This window comes from Pandoraea sp. NE5 (genome assembly GCF_024363545.1).
Lineage (GTDB): Bacteria > Pseudomonadota > Gammaproteobacteria > Burkholderiales > Burkholderiaceae > Pandoraea > Pandoraea cepalis.
Genome location: NZ_AP025517.1, coordinates 790000 through 805126, shown reverse-complemented (window position 1 = coordinate 805126; position 15127 = coordinate 790000). Strand labels below are relative to the sequence as shown.

At 64.5% G+C, this 15127-nt stretch carries 11 protein-coding genes; 6 read left to right on the top strand and 5 right to left on the bottom strand.

Going from position 1 to position 15127, the window contains the following annotated elements; all coding sequences use genetic code 11:
- Window positions 1-10: 10 nt before the first annotated feature.
- Window positions 11-1717: a lactate permease LctP family transporter gene (locus PanNE5_RS03695; RefSeq protein ID WP_017232547.1), complete on the bottom strand. Its 1707-nt coding sequence runs from the start codon at window positions 1715-1717 to the stop codon at window positions 11-13.
- A 323-nt stretch (window positions 1718-2040) separates the two neighbouring features.
- Here PanNE5_RS03695 and PanNE5_RS03690 point away from each other — a divergent pair, with 323 nt between their 5' ends.
- Together PanNE5_RS03690 and PanNE5_RS03685 are read left to right on the top strand one after the other, a co-directional pair.
- On the top strand, window positions 2041-2757 hold the full coding sequence (locus PanNE5_RS03690) for a FadR/GntR family transcriptional regulator (protein ID WP_150562346.1): 717 nt from the start codon (window positions 2041-2043) through the stop codon (window positions 2755-2757).
- Window positions 2758-2815: 58 nt separating this feature from the next.
- The gene (locus PanNE5_RS03685) at window positions 2816-5374 is read left to right on the top strand and encodes a penicillin-binding protein 1A (protein ID WP_410007578.1); all 2559 of its coding nucleotides are present in this window, start codon (window positions 2816-2818) and stop codon (window positions 5372-5374) included.
- A 126-nt stretch (window positions 5375-5500) separates the two neighbouring features.
- On the opposite strand, the gene PanNE5_RS03680 is transcribed toward PanNE5_RS03685, so the two are convergent.
- Window positions 5501-6220 carry a glutathione binding-like protein gene (locus PanNE5_RS03680; protein ID WP_039830110.1) on the bottom strand — a complete coding sequence of 240 codons (720 nt, stop codon included), beginning with the start codon at window positions 6218-6220 and terminating at the stop codon, window positions 5501-5503.
- 183 nt (window positions 6221-6403) lie between these two features.
- On the opposite strand from PanNE5_RS03680, the gene PanNE5_RS03675 reads away from it, so the two are divergent.
- From PanNE5_RS03675 to PanNE5_RS03660, 4 genes are all read left to right on the top strand, one after another.
- A complete protein-coding gene (locus tag PanNE5_RS03675) occupies window positions 6404-7297 on the top strand; it encodes a LysR family transcriptional regulator (RefSeq protein ID WP_017233086.1) in 894 nt (297 codons plus the stop codon).
- A gap of 156 nt (window positions 7298-7453) precedes the next feature.
- Window positions 7454-8470, top strand: a complete 1017-nt coding sequence (locus PanNE5_RS03670) for a succinylglutamate desuccinylase/aspartoacylase family protein (protein ID WP_261939252.1) — start codon at window positions 7454-7456, stop codon at window positions 8468-8470.
- A gap of 64 nt (window positions 8471-8534) precedes the next feature.
- Entirely contained in the window at window positions 8535-9893 is a 1359-nt protein-coding gene (locus PanNE5_RS03665; protein WP_261939251.1) for an MFS transporter, read from the top strand.
- Window positions 9894-9950: 57 nt separating this feature from the next.
- The gene (locus tag PanNE5_RS03660) at window positions 9951-10841 is read left to right on the top strand and encodes an MBL fold metallo-hydrolase (RefSeq protein WP_261939250.1); all 891 of its coding nucleotides are present in this window, start codon (window positions 9951-9953) and stop codon (window positions 10839-10841) included.
- Between the two features lie 117 nt (window positions 10842-10958).
- Here PanNE5_RS03660 and PanNE5_RS03655 read toward each other — a convergent pair whose 3' ends face one another.
- The 3 genes from PanNE5_RS03655 to hppD form a co-directional block, all read right to left on the bottom strand.
- Window positions 10959-12158: an aromatic amino acid transaminase gene (locus PanNE5_RS03655; RefSeq protein WP_017233082.1), complete on the bottom strand. Its 1200-nt coding sequence runs from the start codon at window positions 12156-12158 to the stop codon at window positions 10959-10961.
- Window positions 12159-12375: 217 nt separating this feature from the next.
- On the bottom strand, window positions 12376-13764 hold the full coding sequence (locus tag PanNE5_RS03650) for an amino acid permease (RefSeq protein ID WP_017233081.1): 1389 nt from the start codon (window positions 13762-13764) through the stop codon (window positions 12376-12378).
- Window positions 13765-13927: 163 nt separating this feature from the next.
- Window positions 13928-15001, bottom strand: a complete 1074-nt coding sequence (gene hppD, locus PanNE5_RS03645; protein ID WP_261939249.1) for a 4-hydroxyphenylpyruvate dioxygenase — start codon at window positions 14999-15001, stop codon at window positions 13928-13930.
- Between the last annotated feature and the right edge of the window lie 126 nt (window positions 15002-15127).

Below are 15127 nucleotides of genomic sequence, written 5' to 3'. Positions count from 1 at the left end.
GACGACCGACTCAATGCACCAGCATCCCCGTGAGCCAGTAAGCCTGCACCAGCGTCATCACACCGGCGAGCAAGACGAACATCAGGCTGTGCCAGACGGTGAAGCGGAACAGATCGGCTTCCTTGCCGATCAGGCCGGTGGCCGCGCAAGCCACCGCGATCGATTGCGGGGAAATCATCTTGGCGGTCACGCCGCCGGTGGTGTTCGCGGCCACGAGTAGCGTGTTCGACACACCGATCTGCTGCGCGGTGGTGCTTTGCAGACTCGCAAACAACGCGTTGGACGACGTGTCGGAACCGGTCAGGAACACCCCCAGCCAACCGAGCAGCGGCGAGAAGAACGGGAACGCCGCGCCCGTGTGCGCGAGCAACAGCGCAAGCGTCGTCGACATGCCCGAATAGTTCATGACGAATGCAAACGCCAGCACGAGACCGATGGCCAGCACGGGCTTCTTCAGCGCCATGACGGTTTCGAAGAAGCTTTTCACACCGTCGACAGGCTTCATGCGCAGCAGGGCCATCGAGAGCAGTGCCGCAATGAAGATCGCCGTGCCCGTCGCCGAGAGGGCATCCCACTTGAAGATGGCGTCCATCGGGGTTGTCTTGGCGACGATGGGCGCGGCCTTGGACACCAGGCGGTCGAGCCCGGCCACGTGCAGCGAGGGCACGGTCCACGCCAGCGGGCCTGTCGCGGCGAACAGTGCCTTGAAGGCGGGGAGGCTCCAGATCGTGACCATGCCGGTCAGGATCAGGAACGGCGACCAGGCACGCAGGACCTGGCCGGCGGAGTAGGGCGACGCTGTCGCGCCGTGCGCCGATCCGCCACCAAGACCACCGAATCCACCCAGGGCTGCGCTGCCGCCCGACATCGACACGCCGGAATGGGCCCGCGCGGCGGACGTCTTCGGCTGCCACACCTTCAGGAAGCTGGCGAGGCACACGAGCGAGAACAGCGACGAGATGATGTCCGGCAGTTCCGGTCCGATATAGTTCGACGAAAAGTACTGCGCGACGGCGAAACTGCCCCCCGCCACAAGCGCAGCAGGCCACGTTTCCTTGACGCCACGCTTGCCGTCCATGATGAATACGAGCCAGAACGGGACGAAGGCGGAGAGCAGCGGCAGTTGGCGTCCGGCCATTGCGCCGATATGGAATGCGTCGATGCCGCTCACCTGACCCGCCACGATGATCGGAATGCCCATCGCACCGAAGGCTACGGGCGCGGTGTTGGCGATCAGGCACAGGCCTGCGGCGCGCAGCGGCTCGAAGCCGAGGCCGACGAGCAGCGCGGCGGTGATGGCCACCGGCGCGCCGAAGCCCGCCGCACCTTCAAGAAACGCGCCGAACGAGAAACCGATCAGCAGCATCTGAAGCCGCTGGTCGTTGGTCAGCGAGACCACCGAGCTGCGAATGATGTCGAACTGTCCGGTCTTGACGACCACACGATAAAGAAAGACCGCAGTGATGATGATCCAGGCGATGGGCCACAGACCGTAAGCGAAGCCATACACGGCGGACATGGCGGCCATTCTGGCCGGCATGCCGAAGTAAGCGACGGCGATGATCAGTGCGATCCCAACGGTCAGCGCGCCCGCGACATGCGCTTTCATGCGCAGTCCCGCCAGGGCGACAAAGAATACGATGATCGGTAGCGCGGCCATGAGCGCCGCGATCCATAGCGTGCCACCCGGCACGTAGTTCTGTACCCACACTTCCACTTGCGTCTCCTCGATTTGGTGATCGATTGCTATAAGGCTTGGTCAGGCGGTGTCGCCGTGCGCGCGGCCGCGTCTGAATGGCGGTTGGCACGACGGTTGGCACGGACGTGTCGTCCGGCTGACGCGATGATCGACACCCGTGAAACGTTCGGGCAAACTGGTCGTACCAGTTGCTGTGAATGCGAGCCGACAGGGCAAAATCGCGGCATAGGCAAAACACGCGCCGACGACGCACGCCCAGGCATCGAGGTGCTCGTGTGTCGCAACTTGGGCGCCGCGTCGCCATCGACGCACGCATCTGTCCGATTGCAGGAGACGTCACCGTGAGCGGTCCCACTTTGACCGAGCGCATCACACGCGAACTCGAGACCCGTTTGATCGAAGGCGTATGGGCGCCAGGCGAGCGCATTCCGTCTGAGCGTGCGCTGGCGCTGTCGCTGGGCGTGGCACGCTCGACGGTGCGCGCCGCGCTTCAGCGCCTCGTTGCCCGCGGCCTGCTCAAGACGCGCGCCGCGTCGGGCGTGTATGTCTCGGATCGTCTGCAGACGGGGTTGATCTCGCCGTGGCGGCAACTCGTGAGCGATCATCCGGAATTGCGTCCGGACATGCTCGAGTTTCGCCTGATGCTGGAGGGCACCACCGCCTATCTGGCGGCCGTGCGGGCGACCGATGAAGATCTTGCGCGCCTGTCCGAACTGGTCGATGGACTGGTCGACGCGCACGAGCGCGGCGACACGGTGCGCGAGTCACGGCTCGACGGTGATTTTCATACGGCGCTCGCGAACGCGTCGCACAATGCGATGCTTCGACACCTGCAAGGCAGCGTGACCAAGATGCTCCACGAGCACATCTCACTCAACAACTCGGGGCTGTTCGATCTGCGCGAGCAGGCGTCGGAAACCATCCTCGCGCACCATCTTGCACTGTGGGAGGCCATCCGTACCCGCCAGCCCGAAGCGGCGCGCCGCATCATGCGCGAGCATATCGGCTTCGTGTGGCGCAAGCTCGAACCGGACTCGCCGGCGCCGATCGTGCCTTGAGCTTGCCGGGTTCGTCCGTCGGTTTTGGTAGGATGCGGACTTTGCCACGCCATCCCCCATCGTGAAGCGCCCGATTTCGTCGCTGTTCTCGTCGTTGTTGCATGCCATCGCCCAGACGGGCCGGCATGGTCTGCGTCTCGCGCAACCCCTGCAGCCGTATGCGGCCCGTGCGTGGTTTCACGTGCGTCACCCCACGCGCCGGGGCGTGCTCATCGCCGTCGCGGCGCTGCCGTGCCTGCTTGTCGCGTACACGTTGATCCTGATTCCATTCACGCCGAGCATCCGCGACATCCGGCGCGCCAGGATCGACCGACCGGCGCAGGTGCTGTCGGCCGACGGCAAGCTGCTTGCCGAATTCCGGCCGGCGAACCGTGAATGGGTGCCGTTGAAAGACGTATCTCCGAACGTCGTCAGGGCACTGGTTGCGACGGAAGACCACCGCTTTTACGAGCATCATGGCATCGACCTGAAGCGCACCGCATCGGCGGCGCTGCACACGTTCTCCGGCGACCGGCAGGGCGGGTCGACCCTCACGCAGCAGCTCGCGCGCAATCTGTATCCGGACGAGATCGGCCGGGCGCCCACGCTCACGCGCAAGCTCAAGGAAGCGATCACCGCTCTGAAAATCGAAGCGCTTTACACCAAGCCTGAGATTCTCGAGACATACCTGAACACGGTGCCGTTCCTGTACAACGCGTACGGTATCGAGATGGCCGCGCGCACGTACTTCGACAAGTCGGCTGACCAGCTCGATTTGCTCGAAGCCGCCACGCTCGTCGGCATGCTCAAGGGCAACAGCTATTACAACCCGGTGATCAACCCGGAGCGTGCGCTGCAACGTCGCAATACCGTGCTCGCCCAGATGGTCAAGTTCGGAGGGCTCGATGCGTCGAAGCTCCCCGCGTTGCAGAAACGCCCGCTGCGCATCAACTTCGAACGGCAGACCGAGGAGCCCGGGCCCGCACCGCACTTTGCCCAGCAATTGCGCAAGTGGCTGATCGGCTGGGCCGATCGTCACGATTACAACATTTATTCCGACGGCCTCGTCGTGCATACGACCATCGACTCGCGCTTGCAGACGATGGCCACGCAGGCGCTCACGCATCAGGCCAATCAACTGCAGAGTATTGCCGACGCGAACTGGTCGGCACGCGGTGGCTGGCGCGACAGCGCGGCGCTGGTGCATGCGTTCGTGCGCGAATCGGCGGAGTATCGCAACGCGGTGGCGGGAGGAGAGGCGCCGGACGCGGCGATGAAGCGCCTGCTCGCCGACAAGACGTTCATGCAGAATCTGCGCGCGACGAAGACCCGGGTGCAAGCCGGTTTTCTGGCGCTCGATCCGCGCACGGGTGAAATTCGCGCGTGGGTCGGCAGCCGCGACTTTATGACCGATCCCTTCGATCACGTTCAGCAGGCGCGGCGGCAGCCGGGGTCGACATTCAAGGCCTTCGTGTATGGCGCCGCGTTCGTCAAGGGCAGAACGCCGGATGACACCATCGTCGACCAGGTCGTCGACATTCCGCTTGCGGGCGGCGAGATCTGGCGACCGAGCGACGACACCGCGCCGACCAACAAGCCCATGACGTTGCGCGACGCGCTGGCGCAGTCGCGCAACACCGTCACGGCACAACTGATGCAGGACGTGGGGCCGTCGCGTGTGGCCGGCCTGGCGCGGGCAATGGGCGTGCGCGAGAGCAAGCTCGATCCGGTGCCGTCGCTGGCGCTCGGCACGAGCCCTGTCTCACTCAAGGAGATGGTGAGCGCATACGGCACCATCGCGGATGGCGGAGAGTATCGCGAGCCGACGATGGTCACCGAGATCACGAACAGCGACGGTGACGTGCTCGCCACGTTCTCACCCGCGCGCGCCGAGCGAGCGCTTTCCGTGAACGACGACTACACGTTGCTCGATACGCTGCGGGGAGTCATCAATCGCGGCACGGGCACTGCGATTCGCACACGTTTCGGCATTCGCGCCGATGTGGCGGGCAAGACCGGCACGACGCAAGACAATGCCGATGGCTGGTTCATTCTCATGCAGCCCCAGTTGGTGGCGGGGGCGTGGGTCGGCTTCAACGACAGTCGCGTGACGCTGCGCAGCGATTACTGGGGGCAGGGCGCGCACAGCGCGTTGCCGATCGTCGGCGACGTGTTCTCGCGCGCCTTGCGCTCGAAGGTGATCGATGCGAATGCGAAGTTCGAAGCGCCGGATAACCACCATTGGTATAGCGACGGGTGGACGCGCGTCTCGGATTGGGTGACGGGGCTGTTCACGAAGACGCCCGAACCGGCGCACAAGGCGAAAGCCCCGGTGAAGCGTGCGGCGCCTGCGCCCGCTTCCGCGGGCGCCACGCCCGCCGCCGCGAGCGATAGCGGGCCGCTGCCGGTGCCGGTCGCGTCGGCCGTGCTGGCGCAGCCCGAGTCAGGTCTGCCCGCGAGCACGCCGCATGGCACCACGATTCCGGGCGTACCGGGCGAGTGGAACGGCCCGGGCGCGGCGTCGTCGAACGGTGCGGCGCTGCCGTCCGGCTCGGCGGGCGGCTTACCGTCGCCGGCGACGCAGTTCGTGACGCCGTCGCGCCCGACGCCAGCCGCATCGGGGCCTGCCCCGCCGTAATTCGTGCGGGGCGCATCGAGCCCGCCGGATCGTTTGTCCGACGTCCGGCGTGAGCGCAACTAAACGCATCCCTGCTCACATTCGCAGGCCGATCGTCGCATCGACATTCCGGCCTGATCCGGGTGCTCAGGCGGAGCGCTTCGGAATGTCGAGGCCTCGAATCACGGCGGGACGCGCAACGAACGCGTCGAGCGCGCGTCGCACGTGCTTGAACTGGTCGAAGCCGACCAGCTCCCCCGCCTCGTAGAAGCCGACGAGGTTTCTCACCCACGGGAACGTAGCGATATCGGCAATCGTGTACTCGTCGCCCATGATCCACCGGTGTGTCGCCAGGCGCGCGTCGAGCACGGCAAGCAGGCGCTTCGCTTCGTTCACGTACCGGTCGCGCGGACGCTTGTCTTCGAAGTCCTTGCCCGCGAACTTGTGGAAGAAGCCGACCTGACCGAACATCGGCCCCACGCCCCCCATCTGGAACATCACCCATTGCAGCGTTTCGTAACGCGCGGCCGGATCGGCGGGCAGCAGCTTGCCGGTCTTCTCGGCGAGATACCAGAGAATCGCGCCCGACTCGAACAGCGGCATCGGCTTGCCGTCGGGGCCATTGGGATCGAGGATCGCGGGAATCTTGTTGTTGGGGTTGAGCGCGAGAAACTCGGTCGAGAGTTGGTCGTCGGTCGAGAAGTTCACCAGGTGCACTTCGTAAGGCAGCCCGATTTCTTCGAGCATGATCGAGGCCTTCACGCCGTTGGGGGTGGGCAGCGAATACAGTTGCAGACGCTCGGGGTGCGCGGCAGGCCACTTGCGCGTGATGGGAAACTGGGACAGATCGGCGGATAGATCGGACATGAGGATCGATGCGTTCGTGTTGGAGCGACGCGCAGCGCCGCGGGACGACCAATATACCGCCAAGTCGCCAGGCTTGCCGGGCGCGGTGGCGTCGGGCTTTTCCGGTAGACTGCTCGCACTTCGACCCGTCGCGCGGAGGCTGTCTGCGCAGGCGAGACACGAAGCACCTTCCTCGGCCAGACCATGGAACTCAGGCATCTTCGATATTTCATTGCGGTGGCAGAGCAGTTGAGCGTGCGCGCGGCGTCCGAAATTCTGCATGTGACGCAACCGGCCGTCTCCCGGCAGATCCGGGATCTCGAAGAGACCATCGGGGCGGCGCTCTTCACGCGCACGGCGCGCGGCCTCGTGCTGACCGCTGCCGGAACGGCCTATCTCGCTGAAGCCCGTGACATCCTCGCCCGTGTCGAAAGCGCGAACCGTACCGCACGGCGCCTCGCGTCGGGCGTCACCGGCCGGTTGCGCATCGGCTTTGTCGAGAACGCGTCCTGGGATGGTCTGGTGCCCGCCGCCTTCAATGCCTTTCAGCGCGCCACGCCAGACGTGGCGCTCGAACTGATACCGATGAACACGCCCGAGCAGCTCGACGCCATCGCGGCTGGCACGCTGGACGGCGGGTTTTGTTATCGTTTCGGCGCGTTGCGCGAAGGATGCGCCGAGGTGCCCCTGCTCGAACACGATGTCGTCCTCGCAGTGCCGGCAGACTGGCCGTTGGGGCGCGAGGGAGACGTGGACATCGCGTCGCTTCGCGCGCACCCCTTCGTGGCCTTTCCGCGCGCGGTTTATCCCGCGTACTACGATCGTTTGATCGCCGCATGCGCCGAGCGTGGCTTGACGCTCGACATTCGTCAGGAAGTATCGACCGAGGCGGCGATCCTGTCGCTGGTGTCTGCGGGTGTCGGGCTGGCGATCGTCAACGATGCGAACCGCGACCGGCCGCCGGCACGCGTGCGTTTTGCCGCCATTCGCGATCTCTCGGTGCGGCTGCCGTTGGCCTTCTGTCACTCGGCCCAGCATCCGCCGCAGCCCGCCCTGCAACGGTTCATCGAGCAGTTGGCGACCGTTCAGGCGGCTTGACGACCACGGGGACCACGAAATGCGGCGGCAACCGCCGCGGCTTCGGGCGATGCGTTTGAGGCATCACCCAGGTCAATGAACGGCATTGGTCAAGCATTTTTGCGTCTGCGATAGTGAATTCACCCTAGGCGTCGCCTGGCTTTTCACTCTCTCGTCATGCACAACTCTGCTTCCCTGATCGCTTCCGATATCGACTACGAGCGCACCGGTCTTCAGACCGGCACGCTGCGCTTGCCTTACTCTCACGACCGGTCTGCTTACGGCCATGTCCCGATTCCGGTCGCCGTGCTGAACGCGGGCCCGGACACGGGGCCCACGGTGCTGCTCACGGGCGGCAATCATGGCGACGAATACGAAGGCCCCATCGCTCTGATGAAGCTGATGCGGCGCCTGCCCGCCATGTCGATTCGCGGCCGCTTGATCGTGATTCCAGGGCTTAATTTTCCGGCGTTCGCGAACGGCACGCGCACGTCGCCCATCGACAAGGGCAACCTGAACCGGCTGTTTCCCGGCGCGCGTAACGGGTCGCCGACCGAGATGATCGCGCACTACGTCGAGACCGAGTTGCTGCCCCGTGCCGACGTCGTGATCGACTTGCACGCTGGCGGGGCGTCGTTCGACCACACGCCGACCTTGCTGGCCGCGCCGCCCGTCGATGCCGTGCGCCGCACAAGCTATCTGCAGTTGGTTCGCGCCTTCGGTGCCCCGTACACGATGGTCATGGATCTGCTCGGCGAAGACCGCACCTTCGGCGCTGCGGCGCAACGCCACGACAAACTATTTCTCTGCGGCGAATTTGGTGGTGGCGCGGGTTGCGACGCCGCCAACCTCGCCATCGTCGAAGCCGGTCTGCAACGCGTTCTGCGCGCGCTGGGTGTCACGTCGGAGGACGGCCCGGCACCGTCGCACGACACCCGCGTCATGGCGGTGCAGGGGCCGAGGCATTACGTCTACGCGCCGCGGGGCGGAGTCTTTGAGCCCGCGTTCCGGCTGAGCGACGACGTGCGCGAGGGGCAACTGGCGGGGCGTCTGTTCGATCCGCACGCCCCGTGGGAGGCACCCCGCGAAATCGCCTTCCGCAGCGATGGCACGGTGATGTGCATGCGCACGTTCGCCCGAGTGGAACCGGGCGACTGCATCGCATTGCTCGCCAGCGACAGTCACTGGGACTGACGCGTACTGCGCCGATCCCCGCCTCCGTCATCTCGACACATTGCATGTCAAACAGGACATTCTCATGAGCGCTCAACCCGCCATCATTGCCACGCCGGCAAATGAGCAACACGAACGTGCCGGCTATTACGGTTACGTGGTGCTGCTGTTTTTCGTTTGCTTTGCGTTTTCTTATCTCGACCGTCAGGTTGTCAGCATTCTCGTGCAGCCGATCAAGCAAACGCTTGGGCTCACCGACGTGCAGATCGGTCTGATGCAAGGGATATCTTTCACCATGTGCTATGCCACGGCGGGGGTTTTCGTGGCCCGCTGGGTCGACCGCGCCAATCGCGTGAAGCTGATCGCGGCCTGTGTGGCCATCTGGGGGGCATCGACCGTGCTGTGCGGGTTTGCGACCAACTTCACGGAACTGTTGTTCGCGCGCGCCGGGACGGCCGTGGCGGAAGCGGCACTCAGCCCTGCCGTGCTGTCGATCTTCAGCGATCTCTTCGCGCCGCGAAAGGTCACTCGCGCCAGCAGCATCTTCATGTTGGGGCCGTATGTCGGTGGCGGGCTGGCATTGTTCGGTGGCGGCTTTCTGTTCACCCTGAGCAGCGATCACACCGCGAGCGCCTGGCTGGCGACCCATGGGCTGACGCCGTGGCAGTCCGTTTTCGTTGCCGTCGGTCTGCCAGGTTTCCTGCTCAGCGCCCTGGTGTTGTTCACGGTGCGTGAGCCGGCGCGTCGCGGTCTCGGAGGTGCCGGCGCCGCCGACGAGGACGACCTGCCGTCGATGCGGGAGGTGATGCGAGAACTCTTCGTCAGGAATCGCTTCTGCCTGCCGTACTTCGCGGCGTATGTGGCGCTGATCACACTTTTTTACGCCCATGCCGCCTGGTTTCCGGCGCTACTCATGCGCACGTTTCAGCTCGACGCCCGGACGGTCGGCGAACTTGCGGCGCCCGCGTACATGCTGGGGGGCGTGCTCGGTGTGGTGTGTGCGGGCCTGCTCGCCGCGCGTGCGACCGATCGCAGTGCGCTGCGCCGGGTACTGGGGCTGTCCACGGGCGGCGCGGCCATTCTGATTCCTGCCGCGTTTGCGATGCCGCTGATGAGCCATAGTCTGGCGGCAGTGGTGCTGTATGGTGTATGCGCGTTCGCCGCCAGCATCGCCATGGCGCTCGCGCCTGTTCCGCTTCAGATCGCGCTGCCGAACCGGATGCGTGGTCGGGCGATCGCGCTGCTCGTCTTCATGACGAATGCCATCAGCGGCAGTGTGGGGCCGTTTGCGGTTGGCGCGATCAACGAGCACCTTGGAAGAACGGCAAGTAGTCTGGGCACGGCGCTTGCGCTGGTGGGGACGGTCGCGGCGATTGCCAGCTTCCTTTGCTATGCGCTTGCCACGCGCCGCGCCGCGGTGGCATTGGCATCCGGTAGCGAGTGATGCGCCGGTCACTGCATACGCAGCTTATTCTTCTGGATAACGTCCTGGAGTTCGAACATGACGCCGTCTGTACCCGTCTTTCATGTGGGATCCGCCCGAATCACGGGCATCTTCGAGACCGCGTTTGCGTTGCCCGCGCCGCGACTGTTCCCCGATTGGAAAGCCGAGGCCGGGGCCGATCTCGCGACAAGGCTCTCGCCGGCCTCGTTCGATCACTCGAATGGACGCGTCGCATTGCAAACGCATCTCTGGATCGTGGAGTTCGCCGGCTTGACGATCGTCGTCGACACCGGCATCGGCAATGACAAGATGCGCGCCTTCAGTCCGTTGTTCGACCGCTTGTCCAACCCGGTGCTGGAGCGCTTGAGCGCCGCGGGGTTTGATCGCCAACGGGTCGACTACGTGTTCAATACACACCTCCACGTCGATCACGTTGGCTGGAACACCTTTCGCGAAGGAGAGCGCTGGGTGCCGGTCTTTCCCAACGCCACGTATGTCTTCGCCCGGCGCGAGCGCGAGTTCTTTGACACCGGCCCGGGTGCCGCACGCCGAATGGTGTTCGAGGACAGCGTGTTGCCGCTGCTCGACGCCGGTCTTGTGCATGAGGTGCCCGACGCCGGTGAGCAGGTGCTCGACGGCATTCGCTTTCTGCCGACGCCGGGCCACAGCGCAGGGCACATGGCCATCTCGATCGCGTCTCGCGGGGAGACCGCGTTGTTTTCCGGCGATGTCATGCACAGCCCCGTGCAGGTCTATCGTCCCGAGTGGTGTTCGGCGTTCTGTCTCGATCCGGTTCAGGCCGGCGAGTCTCGCCGCGGGCTGCTCGATCTGGCGCTCGACGCCGGAACCACGGTGTTCCCAGCCCACTTTCCCGAGGGCTCGGCGGGCAAGGTCGTGCGCGATGGGGTAGGGCTGTCGTGGCGGTACCTCGCCACGGAACGCGGATGACGAAAGACGGCGGAAAAGCTTGCGGTGCGGCGCGGCGCGTCAAGCACGCCGCGTTGGAATGAAAAAGGGACGGCACGCGCCGTCCCTTTTCGTGGAGCTTCCGGTATCGAGCGACGCTCAGCCGTGGCTCAGCACCTTGGCAATGCTGTCGGCCACCACCGCCACGTTCTTCTCGTTGAGGCCCGCCACGCACATGCGGCCCGAGCGGATCAGATAGACGCCGTAAGTGTCACGCAGCACATCGACCTGCGTCGCCGACAGCCCCGTGTACGTGAACATGCCGCGCTGCTCGAGGTAGCGCGAGAGCATCGTCTCGGGGACGTGTCCACGAAGGCCGTCGTGAATCGCGCCGCGCATGCGCGTAATGCGCTGGCACATGGCCATGAGTTCGGCTTCCCACGACTTGCGCAGTGCCGGCGTGCTCAACACCTTGGCCACGATCTTCGCGCCGTGCGTCGGCGGGTTGCTGTAGTTCGAACGCACCGCGCTCGTGAGCTGACCGAGCACGCGATCCGCCGCTTCCGCCGACTCGCAGATGACCGACAAGCCGCCGCAACGCTCGCCATACAACGAGAAGTTCTTCGAGAACGAGTTGGCGACGAAGGCCGGCACGCCCTGACGGGCCAGTTCGCGAATCACGAACGCGTCGGCGTCCAGACCCGAGCCGAAGCCTTGATACGCCATATCGACGAAGGGCAACAACTCGCGCTTCTTGAGCACGTCGATCAGCTGCACCCACTGCGCGTCGTTCAGATCGACGCCGGTCGGGTTGTGACAGCACGCGTGCAACAGCACCACGCTACGCGCAGGCAGCTTGTCGATGGCGTCGACCATCGCGTCGAAACGCAGGCCGCCGGTGGCTTCGTCGTAATACGGATACGTATTCACGGTGAAACCGGCACGCTCGAAGATGAAGCGATGGTTGTCCCACGTGGGATCGCTCACCCAGACCTGCGCGCCGGGGAAGTAGCGCTTGATGAAATCGGCGCCCACCTTGAGCGCGCCCGAGCCGCCGAGCGTCTGCACCGTAGCGATGCGACCGTCGGCGCGTGCCGGCGAGTCGTCGCCGAACACGAGCGCTTGCACGGCGTCGCGATAGGTGGCGAGCCCCGCCATCGGCAGGTACGGCTTCGGACCGACCTCGCCGAGCAACTGCGCTTCGGCCTCTCGCACAGCCTGCATGACCGGAAGGCGGCCATCGTCGTCGTAGTAGATGCCGATGCTCAGGTTGACCTTGTTGGTACGGGGATCCTTGGCGAAATTCTCGTTGAGCGAGAGGATCGGGTCACCGGGATAGGCATCGATATGTTCGAACATGGCGGTTCCTGGAAAAACGAGAGAAAGTCGGTGGAATGCGGGCTGGGGGCCACCGGACCGTCGGTGCGGCTCCGGCGGCCCCGACGGCGCCAAACAGTTGATGATACCGCTAGTGAGGTATCGCTGGGTACGCCCCGGGTGGTTGGTCCCCGAGGCGAGACCGCGACGCGTTGCGACCCGCTGCCGCCGGTGGCCGTCAGCATTGAGCGGGGGGACCTCAGCGTGCCGCCCTGGCCTGAATCGGGGCTACGCGGTTTGTTTTCTGACGCACCCGATAGCCGATGCCGAGCGCCACCAGCCACACCGGGATCAGGTAGACCGAAATGCGCAGGTCCGGAATCAGGTACATCACGACCAGAATGCCGCCGAGGAACGCCAGGCACAGGTAGTTCGTGAGCGGGTAGCCGAGGCTCTTGAACAGCGTTGTCTCGCCCGCGCGCGCCTTGGCACGACGGAAGACCAGGTGGATCACACTGATCATCGCCCAGTTGATGATCAGGGCCGACACGACCAGCCCCATCAACAGTTCGAACGCCTTGCCGGGCATGAAGTAATTGATCACCACGCACACGGCGGTCGCGGCGGCCGAGACGCCCAGCGCCAGCAGCGGAATGCCACGACGGTTGACCTTGAGCAGCGCACGCGGCGCATTGCCTTGACCGGCCAGACCGTAGAGCATGCGGCTGTTGCAGTACACGCAGCTGTTGTAGACCGATAGTGCCGCGGTCAATACCACCGCGTTGAGCACGTTGGCCACGGCATTGCTGTTCAGTGCGTGGAAGATCAGCACGAACGGGCTGCCGCCGGATACCACCTTCTCCCACGGGTACAGCGAGAGCAGCACGCCGAGCGCGCCAACGTAGAAAATCAGAATGCGGTAGATGACCTGGTTGGTCGCGCGCGGAATCGTGTGCGACGGGTTGTCCGCTTCCGCCGCGGTGATGCCGACCAGTTCCAGTCCGCCGAAGGAGAACATGATGACGGCCATCGCCATGACGAGGCCCGATACGCCGTTCGGGAAGAAACCGCCGTGTCGCCACAGGTTGGTCACGCTGGCTTCAGGGCCGGCGTTGCCGGAGAACAGCAGATAGCCGCCGAACCCGATCATGCCGACGATGGCGGCGACCTTGATGATGGAGAACCAGAATTCCATCTCGCCGTACGACTTCACGCTGGAGAGATTGATGGCGTTGATGACGCCAAAGCACACGAGGGCCGAAACCCACGTGGGAATGGCCGGCCACCAGTACTGGACGTAGATGCCCACGGCCGAGAGTTCGGCCATCGACACCAGCACATAGAGCACCCAGTAGTTCCAGCCGGACACGAAGCCCGCGAAATGCCCGCAATACTTGTTGGCGAAGTAGCTGAACGAGCCGGCGACCGGCTCGTCGACGACCATTTCGCCGAGCTGGCGCATGATGAAAAACGCGATGACGCCGGCAATGGCATAGCCCAGCAGCACTGACGGGCCGGCGGTCTTAATGGTTTGGGCGATGCCGAGAAAGAGGCCGGTGCCGATCGCGCCACCCAGCGCGATCAATTGGATGTGACGATTCTTCAGGCCGCGGTGGAGCGAGCCTTCTTGTGGTGCATTGGCGGACATGTCTGTTCCTTACCCTACCTTCATTGCCATGCGGCGCGCTTCTCTGTTTCGTTCTGTGCGAACGAACCGGAACCGTTGAGCCGCCACGGCGCAGCGCTTATGACGCCGTCGCCGTGTCCTTTGGGATCGTCGGACTGTGCCGACGATCGTGTCTCCCCCGGACTCAGACCTTGAGCGTACCTCGCTCGATCTGATCGCGCTCGAGCGATTCGAACAGCGCCTTGAAGTTGCCTTCGCCGAAGCCGTCGTCACCCTCGCGCTGGATGAACTCGAAGAACACGGGGCCGAGCAGCGTCTTCGAGAAGATCTGCAACAGCAGGCGGGGCTTGCCGCCTTCGGTCGTGCCGTCGAGCAGAATGCCGCGCGACTTCAGTTCGCCGATCGGCTGGCCATGGCCGGGCAGACGGGTCTCGAGCGCATCGTAGTAGAAGTCGTTCGGCGCGGTCATGAGCTCGACGCCGGCCATTTGCAGGTTGTCGATCACCTGAAGCAGGTTGTCGGTGAGGAACGCAATGTGCTGAATGCCTTCGCCGTTGAAGGCCATCAGGAATTCCTCGATCTGGCCGCTGCCCTTGGCGGATTCCTCGTTCAGGGGGATGCGAATTTTACCATCGGGCGCGGTCATGGCCTTGGATGTCAGGCCCGTGTATTCGCCCGAGATGTCGAAGTAGCGGATCTCGCGGAAGTTGAACAGCTTCTCGTAGAAGCTGGCCCAATAGGCCATGCGGCCGCGATAAACGTTGTGCGTCAGGTGGTCGATCAGACGCAGGCCGTGGCCGACCGGATGACGGTCGACGCCCTCGATGAATTCGAAGTCGATGTCATAGATCGACTTGCCTTCCTCGAAGCGATCGATCAGATACAGCGGCGCACCGCCGATGCCCTTGATCGCGGGCAGACGCAGCTCCATCGGGCCGGTCTCGATCTCTACCGGCTGCGCACCGAGCGCCAGTGCACGGGCGTAGGCCTTGTGCGAGTCTTTCACGCGGAATGCCATGCCGCAGGCGCTCGGGCCGTGCTCGGCGGCGAAGTAGGCCGCTTCGCTGTTCGGCTCGCGGTTCACGATGAAGTTGATGTCGCCCTGGCGGTACAGCACTACGTCCTTCGAACGGTGACGCGCCACCAGCGTGAAGCCCATCTGCTCGAAAATGGGTTCGAGGACATTCGGGGTAGGCGACGCGAATTCCACGAATTCGAAGCCCATCAGTTGCATCGGGTTGTCAAACAGGTCGGCCATGATCGTCTCGGCTGGGTCAGGTGATGGATAAAGTGTCAGATTCGTCGAACGCCGGGTGACGGCGGAAAGTGCAACAAAATTGCGCTTTGTCGACCGTCGGGTTGGGATAAACCGGCGGGCCCGTTC

Bases quoted from the DNA above. Each gene is read 5' to 3' on its own strand.
- PanNE5_RS03665 (WP_261939251.1), top strand. From the start codon at position 8,535: ATGAGCGCTCAACCCGCCATCATTGCCACGCCGGCAAATGAGCAACAC.
- PanNE5_RS03655 (WP_017233082.1), bottom strand. From the start codon at position 12,158: ATGTTCGAACATATCGATGCCTATCCCGGTGACCCGATCCTCTCGCTC.
- PanNE5_RS03670 (WP_261939252.1), top strand. From the start codon at position 7,454: ATGCACAACTCTGCTTCCCTGATCGCTTCCGATATCGACTACGAGCGC.
- PanNE5_RS03680 (WP_039830110.1), bottom strand. From the start codon at position 6,220: ATGTCCGATCTATCCGCCGATCTGTCCCAGTTTCCCATCACGCGCAAG.
- hppD (WP_261939249.1), bottom strand. From the start codon at position 15,001: ATGGCCGACCTGTTTGACAACCCGATGCAACTGATGGGCTTCGAATTC.
- PanNE5_RS03650 (WP_017233081.1), bottom strand. From the start codon at position 13,764: ATGTCCGCCAATGCACCACAAGAAGGCTCGCTCCACCGCGGCCTGAAG.
- PanNE5_RS03675 (WP_017233086.1), top strand. From the start codon at position 6,404: ATGGAACTCAGGCATCTTCGATATTTCATTGCGGTGGCAGAGCAGTTG.
- PanNE5_RS03660 (WP_261939250.1), top strand. From the start codon at position 9,951: ATGACGCCGTCTGTACCCGTCTTTCATGTGGGATCCGCCCGAATCACG.